Consider the following 8,690-nt stretch of genomic DNA (forward strand, 5'->3'; position numbering starts at 1 on the left):
TGTTTGCCGTTTCATCCTTCTCCTCACGCTTTCTTTTGCCGTTGTTCCACATACGAATCAGCGCCGCCCTTCCCAACGATAAACGGACAGGTGCGGCGCCAGGCAATGTTTTGATAAAAAACGCCTTCTCGTCGGTGAGAGAAGGCGTCTGATCTAAAGCTGATCGACGGCGCACCCCACTCCACGAGGGTTGACACGTCCATGCACAGGCGGTCGACCTGGCTTCCGCCCGATTGGGGGCGGTTACAGTTGCGGGACAGCGCCGGACTTACACCGGCTTCGCCTTTACAGCACGCTTGAAGAAGCAGCGTGCACCTGTGCAGCAATTATTCAATTGGTTATCCAGTATATGTCGGCCGCGCAGCGCTTGTCAATCTTGCGAGACCGTCTCCAACTATTGTGCAATTTTGGACGCCTCCTGACAGTTGGCGCACACCCCATAAAACTCAAGCAGATGGCTTTGAATCTGAAAGCCAAATCGCTCTTCCAGCTCCTGCTCCATGCTGTCGGCGATGCATTGGTCGAAATCGATGACATGGCCACAGCGTGAGCAGACCAGATGGTGGTGGCCGCCTTCGGCGCGGATATAGGTGGGGCCGTTGTCGCCGACGTAGATGGGGCGCACGATGCCCAAACTGGTGAGCAGCTCCAGCGTGCGATAGACGGTGGCGCGGCCCGTCTGGGGATAGATCGCCTGGGCCTGTTCTAAAATTTCTTGCGGGTTCAAATGTTCACCCTCGCGCAGGATCACCTGTAGAACAGCCAGACGAGGAGGCGTAATTTTGTAGCCGGCTTGACGCAGGCGACGGATCATTTCTTCGGACATGAATCCATCATATCATGGATTGCGGAAGTTCGTCTAAAAAATTTCAATTGCGCAATTTTTCATTCTTTGGTAGGGTGTAAGCGAGCAACCAGGATCAATTCCGCATAGAAAGGAGCAACCCCATGAACGAACGAATTCACCCGTTGGTTTTGCAGGCGACGGACAAACTGCGCCAGGGGCGCATCACGCGCCGTGAGTTTTTGCGCTACGCCACGCTCTTGGGCGTCTCGGTGGGAACGGCCTATGCGCTGTCGGCCTGCGCCCCTGCAGCCGCGCCGACGGCGCCGACTGCAGGAGAAGCTGCGCCGGCGGCGGGCGCCGCGCCGGGAGCAATTGTGCGCGGGGGCGTTCTGCGCAAAGGAATGCTGGTGCAGCAGGTGGATCATCCGGCGCGGCTCTCGTGGATTGAGGGCGCCAACGCCGTGCGTCTGGTCAACGAGTATCTCACCGTGACCGGCCCGGACAACATCACGCGCCCCTACCTGTTAGAACGGTGGGAGGCCAGCGACGATGTCCAGACCTGGACGCTTTATCTGCGCAAGGGCATTAAATTCAACAACGGCGATGATCTCACCGCCGACGATGTGTTGTTCAGTTTCAGCCAGTGGTTGGACCCGGCCGTCGGCTCGTCGATGCTCGGCCTGCTTTCTTATCTGGATGGCATGGACAGCGTTGAAAAAGTCGACGACTACACCATCCGGCTGCATTTAACTTCGCCCAATATCGGCGTGCCGGAGCATCTTTTCCATTATCCCGCCGTCATTTTGCACCGAGACTTTCAGGGCGACTGGGTCAAGCAGCCGGTCGGCACCGGCGCCTTCACTCTGGTCGAATACCTGGAAGGCGAGCGCGCCGCCTTCAAAGCGCGGCCGGATTACTGGCGGATGGGCGAGGACGGCAGGCCGTTGCCCTACCTGGACGAGATCGTCTTCGTCAATCTGGACAAAGACGCCTCGGTGGCGGCTATGCAGAGCGGTCAGATCGACACCTTCTTCAAGCCAAGGCCGTCGGACTTCCTGGCGCTGAAGGACAACCCCGAGCTGCAGGTGAAGAGCGTGGCGACGGCCAACTGTTTCCTCGTGCGCATGCGCGTCGACATGGAGCCGTGGAACGACAACCGTGTGCGCACTGCGCTCAAGAAATGCCAGGATCGCCAGAAGATTCTCGATTTTTCCTACAATGGCGAAGGCATCCTTTCCATCGACGCCCACTTCTCGCCCGTGCATCCGGCTTACGCCGAACGGCCCATCCCGCCTTATGACCCGGAAGGCGCGCGGGCGTTGCTGGAAGAGTACGCTGCGGAAAAGGGCATCCAGCTCCCGCTCAAGGTGACGCTGGCGACCAAGAACGACCTTTCGGAGCCGGAGATCGCGCAGACGCTCAAGGAGCTGGCGGCGCCGGCGGGCTTCGACATTACGCTCGACATCACGGAGCCGAACGGCTACTGGGATCGCTGGACCGAGGTGCCGCTCGGCATCACGATCTGGGCGCATCGGCCGCTCGACACCATGGTGCCGCCGCTCGCCTACACCGCCGACGCCGACGGCAACCCGGTGCCCTGGAACGAAACGCGCTGGGTCGATCCGGAGTTTGTCGAGAAGCTGCGCAAGGCGGAGTTGACGCTGGACGTCGAAGCGCGGCGCGAAATCATCGGCGAGCTGGAAGACATCATGCAGGAGCGCGGCCCCATCGGAAACAGCTACTGGACGAACGAGTGGGAGATCATCCGCAAGGAGTTCCAAAACGTCGTGGCGCATCCCTCCAACTTCGATTTCTATTACGAAGTCTGGAAGCAGGCCTGAGATGGCCGTCACGAATTCTGACGTCATTCCAGGGGGGCTTTCCTGGTGACCATCTTTTCGTGAGGCAAGTTTTCGTAGGACAAGACGCGCATGGCGAGGTTTCTGGTTCGCAACCTCTTTTCGATGTTCGTCACCATGTTCCTGGTGTCGCTCGTGCTCTTCTTCCTGCTCGAAGTGGCGGGCGGAGACGTCACGGTGCGGCTGTTGGGCGTCTTCGCCACGCCGGAGCAGCGCGAGTCGCTGCGCCGGCAGCTGGGATTGGACGCGCCGGCCTGGCAGCGCTACGCCGACTGGCTGATCGGCAGCGACTGGCGCGCCCAGCAGCTCTCTCCCTATCCGCTGACGACGGCGCCCAATCCGCAGACCGGCGAACAGGAGTGGTGGGCCGAGGTGGACGGCGCGTTGACCCGTTGGCGCATGGTCGAGGGCGAGCTGCTCGCCATCCAACGCACGCCGGACGGACGCGAAGTCACGTCGCCTGCGTCCGTGACGTGGACGACCGACGAAACCGGCGCCGAGGTCTTCTGGGGCGTCGATACGCGCAACAATCTCGTCAAATGGGTGCGCGGCAGCGACCTGGAAGTGCTGGTGCTAAGCAAAGCCGGCGTGCGCAGCGAGCGCGGCGGCCCGCAGCAGTACATCCCGCTGCGCAAGGGCATTGTGCGCGGGGATGCAGGCATGTCGCTGCAGACCAATCGTCCGGTCTCGGCGACCATTTTCTCCCGCGCGGCCAACAGCCTGATTCTGGCGGCGGCGGCCTTTGTGCTGGTGATGCCGCTGGCGCTCTTCTTCGGCGTGCTGGCGGGCGTCAACGAAGGCAAGCCGCTCGACCGCATCATCTCGATCACCGGCCTGGGCTTCACGGCGACGCCGGAGTTTGTGGTCGGCGTCTTCCTGATTTTGATCTTCGGCATCTGGCTGCGCTGGCTGCCGGCCACCGCCGTGTTTCTGACCGGCGACGCCATCTTCCGCGACCCGAAAATTCTGGTGTTGCCGGTGTTGACGCTCATGGCCGCCGAGTTCGGCTACGTGGCGCGCATCACGCGCGCCAGCATGGTCGAAGTAATGCAGTCTCCCTACATTCGCACCGCCTTTATCAAAGGGCTGCCGCGGCGACGCATCATCTTTCGCCACGCCTTGCGCAACGCGCTGATGGCGCCGATCACGGTGGTGATGCTGCAGATCAACTGGTTGATCGGCGGCGTGATCGTGGTGGAGGTGCTCTTCGGCATCCCCGGCCTTGGCAGCTATATCTATGACGCCGCCATCTTCGGCGATTTCAACGCCGTAGCCGCCGCCGCCATGCTGACCGTGCTGATTGCCGTGCTGACGCGGCTGATCGGCGATATGTTGTACACCTATTTGAATCCACGGATTCGCTTTGCGTAACCGAGCAGGAGGCGCCTTTTGACGACGGCTGCAACGACGCCTGAAATGGACAAACGACCCTCTTTCCTGCGACAGGTGCACGATGCGCTGGAGCTCGTGTTCAGCTCGCGCACGGCGATGGTGGGGCTGGCGATTGCGCTCTTTTGGCTGGGCGTCGGACTGTTAAGCCTGTTCTGGACGCCCTATCCACCGAATGCGCAGATGTTCAGCGCCAATCAGCCGCCGAACGCCGCCAACTGGATGGGCACCGACCATTTGGGCCGAGACATCTGGTCGCGCATCATGGCGGGGACGCAGGTTGTGTTGCTCAAGACGCGGCTCTCGACCGACCCGCCGATCGTGATTCCAGGCGGCGTGGCGATCTGGGGCGTGCTCGGTGCGGTGGTGGTGGGTGGATTGCTGGGCGTCAACGCAGGCTACCGGGGAGGCATGGCCGATCAAATCATCATGCAGATTCTTGACGCCTTCATCGCCTTCCCGGTCATTGTGCTCTATCTAGTGATCGTCACCTCCCTTGGCCGCGGGGATCTGATCGTGATCGCCGCCATCACGATCACCGGTTCGCCTGGCGTGGCGCGGCTGGTGCGCGGGCTGACACTGGACATCAAGACGCGCGACTATATCCGCGCCGCCGAGACGCGCGGGGGTCGAAGTGGTATATTATGCTGCGCGAGATCCTGCCCAACGCGCGCGGCCCTATCCTGGTCGACGCCATGTTGCGCGTGGGCTACGCCATCTTCGCCATCGGCACGCTCGGTTTTCTTGGCCTGGGCCTGCCTCCACCCGACCCGGACTGGGGGAGCATGGTCAACGATGCGCGCAAGTACATCTATGCCAACCCACTGGCGGTGGCATGGCCGGCGCTCGCCATCGCCACGCTGGTGATCGGCGTCAATCTCTTCGCCGATGGGCTGCGCGAGGAGATCATGCGCTATCAGCGTTAAGTAAACATGAGGTGGGCAGAGCTGCAACGCAAAGACGTCAAGGCGCAAGATGCGAAGAAGAGCCCAGCGCGCCTTGGAAGCTTGACGGCGTTTTCATAGGAGCGACGGCGCTTTCTCCCCCTCTCCCAGCCTTGGGAGAGGGGGTTGGGGGGTGAGGGCCTTTGCTCCGGCTCCTGGGTGCGCCTGGGATGTGCGGCTGCGAGCCGCACCTACGATGAATCCAGAGATCCAGGGCTGTTACGGCGCTTTCTCCCCCTCTCCCAGCCTTGGGAGAGGGGGTTGGGGGGTGAGGGTCTTTGCTCCGGCTCCTGGGTGCGCCTGGAATGTGCGGCTGCGAGCCGCACCTACGATGAATCCAGAGATCCGGGGCTGTTACGGCGCTTTCTCCCCCTCTCCCAGCCTTGGGAGAGGGGGTTGGGGGTGAGGGCCTTTGCTCCGGCTCCTGGGTGCGCCTGGAATGTGCGGCTGCGAGCCGCACCTACGATGAATCCAGAGATCCAGGGCTGTTACGGCGCTTTCTCCCCCTCTCCCAGCCTTGGGAGAGGGGGTTGGGGGGTGAGGGTCTTTGCTCCGGCTCCTGGGTGCGCCTGGAATGTGCGGCTGCGAGCCGCACCTACGATGAATCCAGAGATCCGGGGCTGTTACGGCGCTTTCTCCCCCTCTCCCAGCATTGGGAGAGGGGGTTGGGGGTGAGGGCCTTTGCTCCGGCTCCTGGGTGCGCCTGGAATGTGCGGCTGAGAGCCGCACCTACGATGAATCCAGAGATCCGGGGCTGTTACGGCGCTTTCTCCCCCTCTCCCAGCCTTGGGAGAGAGGGCCGGGGGGTGAGGGCCTTTGCTCCGGCTCCTGGGTGCGCCTGGAATGTGCGGCTGCGAGCCGCACATACGATGAATCCAGAGAGTTTGGGGCTGCGACGGCGCTTTCTCCCCCTCTCCCAGCATTGGGAGAGGGGGTTGGGGGTGAGGACCTTTGCTCCGGCTCCTGGGTGCGCCTGGGGTGTGCGGCTGGGAGCCGCACCTACGATGAATCCAGAGATCCGGGGCTGTTACGGCGCTTTCTCCCCCTCTCCCAGCACTGGGAGAGGGGGCCGGGGGGTGAGGGCCTACCGCCTATATTGATTGTCGGATTGTTTTGTTATAAAGCATCAAGTCTCTGGGAGGGTTCACAGCCAACCTGGAGATCGGTGAAAATGAGCATGTTTGCGATGTCGTTCTCTTCACACACAACCAAGACGCCCCCGGTTCTCCAGGTTCAGAATCTCACCGTCGCCTACCGCACGCGCAAGGCCGAGATCGAGGCGGTGCGCGAGGTGTCGTTTGACCTGCACCGCGGCGAGACGCTCGGCGTCGTCGGTGAATCTGGCTGCGGCAAAAGCACGCTCGGCTGGGCGATCGTCAACTTTTTAGGCGCCAACGGCTTTGTTCACAACGGCTCCATCCGCTTCGAGGGAGAGGAGCTGGTGGGACGCTCCGAGAAGGAGCTGCGCCATCTGCGCGGGGACCGCATCGCCATGGTCTTTCAAGACCCCATGCAGGCGCTCAATCCCTCGCTGCGCATCGGCGAACAGATGCGCGAGGTGTTGGTCTATCATCGGCAGATGCGCACCGAGGAGGCGACCGAGCGCTGCATTCAGGCGCTGGAGCGCGTCCATATGCCCGACGCCGCCGGCGTGCTCAACCGTTACCCACATCAGCTTTCGGGCGGTCAGCAGCAGCGCGTCGTGATCGCCATGGCGCTGCTCAACGATCCTGCGCTGCTGATCATGGATGAACCGACGACCGCGCTCGACGTCACGGTGGAGGCGGCCGTGCTCGACCTGATCGCAGAACTGCGCCAGACGCTCGACACGGCGATTCTTTTCATCAGCCACAATCTGGGCGTGATTGCGCGCATCTGCGACCGCGTGCTCGTGATGTACGCCGGCGAGGTCGTGGAGCAGGCGACGGTGCGCGAACTGTTCCACAGCCCGCGCCACCCCTACACGCAGGGCCTGATCCGCTGCGTGCCTCGCCTGGGCGTTGACAAAAAGAGTAGCGTGCTCTACCCAATCCCAGGTCGTGTGCCGCGGCCCGATGAACGCCCTGCAGGCTGTCTCTTCAGCACGCGCTGTCAGTACGTCGAAGACCGCTGTCGCACCGATCCGCCTGCGCTGCGCCTCCTGCCCAACGGCGCATCCGTGCGCTGTCACTTCGCCGAGCAGATCGACCCTGCCGCCTGGGCGCCGCCCGCCGATGTCGAGCTGGCGCCGGCTGCATCACCGCCCCCCGACGCCGAGACGCTGCTTTCTGCACAGCATTTGAAAAAATACTATCGCGTTCCCGGCGCTTCGCTGGCGAGCATGATCGGCCTGGGTGAGAGGCGATTCGTGAAGGCCGTAGACGACGTCTCCTTCAGCGTGCGCCGGGGCGCCACGCTGGGCGTCGTCGGCGAGTCCGGATCGGGCAAAAGCACGCTGGTCAAGGCCATCATCGGCCTGGAGCGCATCGACGGCGGCGCGCTGGAGTTTATGGGCGTGGACATCAGCGGGGATCTCTCGGAACGCACGCTCGACGTCATTCGCGAGCTGCAGATGGTCTTCCAGAACCCCGACTCGACCATGAATCCTTCTTACACTGTCGGTCAACAGATCGAGCGGCCACTGCGCCGCTTCAAAGTGGTGCCTCGCCATCAGGTGCGCGAGGAGGTGATGCGGCTGCTGCGCGCCGTGCGGCTCAACCGCACCTACTACGACCGCTACCCGCGACAGTTAAGCGGCGGCGAAAAACAGCGCGTCGGCATTGCGCGCGCCCTGGCCAGCCATCCCAACCTGGTGCTGTGCGACGAGCCGGTCAGCGCGCTCGACGTCTCGGTGCAGGCGGCCATCTTAAACCTTCTCATGCAGGTGCAGCGAGAGAACAACGCTACGATGATCTTCATCGCGCACGACCTGAGCGTGGTGCGCTTCATCGCCGACTATGTTGCAGTGATGTATCTCGGCCAGATCGTGGAGTACGGCCCGGTGGACGCCCTGTACTCGCCGCCCTATCATCCATACACGGAGGCGTTGCTCTCCGCTGCGCCTGTTCCTGACCCCGACGTGCAGCCGTCGCGGATTCGGTTGGAGGGCAACGTTCCCAGCGCTATCGATCCGCCCGCCGGCTGCCGCTTTCATACGCGCTGTCCTCGGCGCAACCTGATGCCGGACGGCGGCAGGCGTTGTGAAATCGAAATGCCCACCTATCAGGAGACGGAAGCGGGCAATCGCATCCTCTGCCACCTGCCGTTGGAGACGCTGCGCTCGCTGGAGCCCGTAATCGACGCACACCTGAGGCAGTGAGGAGTTGCCTCCAGCGCTTTTCAGGAAGCCGCGGCTCGTAGCCGTAGCCCCTCACCCCCCAACCTCCTCTCCCAATGCTGGGAGAGGGGGAGAAAGCGCCGTCGCAGCCCCGCATTCTCTGGATTCATCGTAGGTGCGGCTCGCAGCCGCACACCCCAGGCGTACCCAGAAGTCAGGGACAAGGCCCTCACCCCCCACCCCCTCTCCCAAGGCTGGGAGAGGGGGAGAAAGCGCCGTCGCAGCCCCAAACTCTCTGGATTCATCGTAGGTGCGGCTCGCAGCCGCACACCCCAGGCGCACCCAGGAGCCGGAGCAAAGGCCCTCACCCCCCGGCCCTCTCTCCCAATGCTGGGAGAGGGGGAGAAAGCGCCGTCGCAGCCCCGAATTCTCTGGATTCATCGTAGGTGCGGCTC

Annotated in this window: 6 protein-coding genes, 1 pseudogene and 1 riboswitch; of the genes and pseudogenes, 5 read left to right on the forward strand and 2 right to left on the reverse strand. The window is 62.9% G+C overall.

The genetic code is table 11. The features are described from left to right. Positions 1–190 precede the first annotated feature (190 nt). Positions 191–334: riboswitch (cobalamin riboswitch) on the reverse strand. Positions 335–394: 60 nt separating this feature from the next. Continuing rightward, positions 395–826 (reverse strand): Fur family transcriptional regulator, encoded by a 432-nt coding sequence (locus Q0367_RS06930; RefSeq protein ID WP_297640592.1) that lies wholly within the window; start codon positions 824–826, stop codon positions 395–397. 122 nt (positions 827–948) lie between these two features. On the opposite strand from Q0367_RS06930, the gene Q0367_RS06935 reads away from it, so the two are divergent. The 5 genes and pseudogenes from Q0367_RS06935 (at position 949) to Q0367_RS06955 (ending at position 8,277) form a co-directional block, all read left to right on the forward strand. Then, the gene (locus tag Q0367_RS06935; RefSeq protein WP_297640594.1) at positions 949–2,628 is read left to right on the forward strand and encodes an ABC transporter substrate-binding protein; all 1,680 of its coding nucleotides are present in this window, start codon (positions 949–951) and stop codon (positions 2,626–2,628) included. Between the two features lie 90 nt (positions 2,629–2,718). Then, positions 2,719–4,017: an ABC transporter permease gene (locus Q0367_RS06940; protein WP_298981321.1), complete on the forward strand. Its 1,299-nt coding sequence runs from the start codon at positions 2,719–2,721 to the stop codon at positions 4,015–4,017. A gap of 447 nt (positions 4,018–4,464) precedes the next feature. Beyond that, positions 4,465–4,602 (forward strand): annotated as a pseudogene (locus tag Q0367_RS06945) (ABC transporter permease); the annotation flags it as partial. 77 nt (positions 4,603–4,679) lie between these two features. Further along, the gene (locus tag Q0367_RS06950; protein WP_298981322.1) at positions 4,680–4,961 is read left to right on the forward strand and encodes an ABC transporter permease subunit; all 282 of its coding nucleotides are present in this window, start codon (positions 4,680–4,682) and stop codon (positions 4,959–4,961) included. Between the two features lie 1,204 nt (positions 4,962–6,165). Further along, complete coding sequence (locus Q0367_RS06955; RefSeq protein WP_298981323.1) at positions 6,166–8,277, forward strand: ABC transporter ATP-binding protein; 2,112 nt, start codon at positions 6,166–6,168, stop codon at positions 8,275–8,277. 51 nt (positions 8,278–8,328) lie between these two features. Here Q0367_RS06955 and Q0367_RS06960 read toward each other — a convergent pair. Beyond that, a partial coding sequence (locus tag Q0367_RS06960) for a hypothetical protein (protein ID WP_298981324.1) occupies positions 8,329–8,690 on the reverse strand: 362 nt, incomplete at its 5' end.

This window comes from uncultured Caldilinea sp. (genome assembly GCF_937128415.1).
GTDB lineage: Bacteria > Chloroflexota > Anaerolineae > Caldilineales > Caldilineaceae > Caldilinea.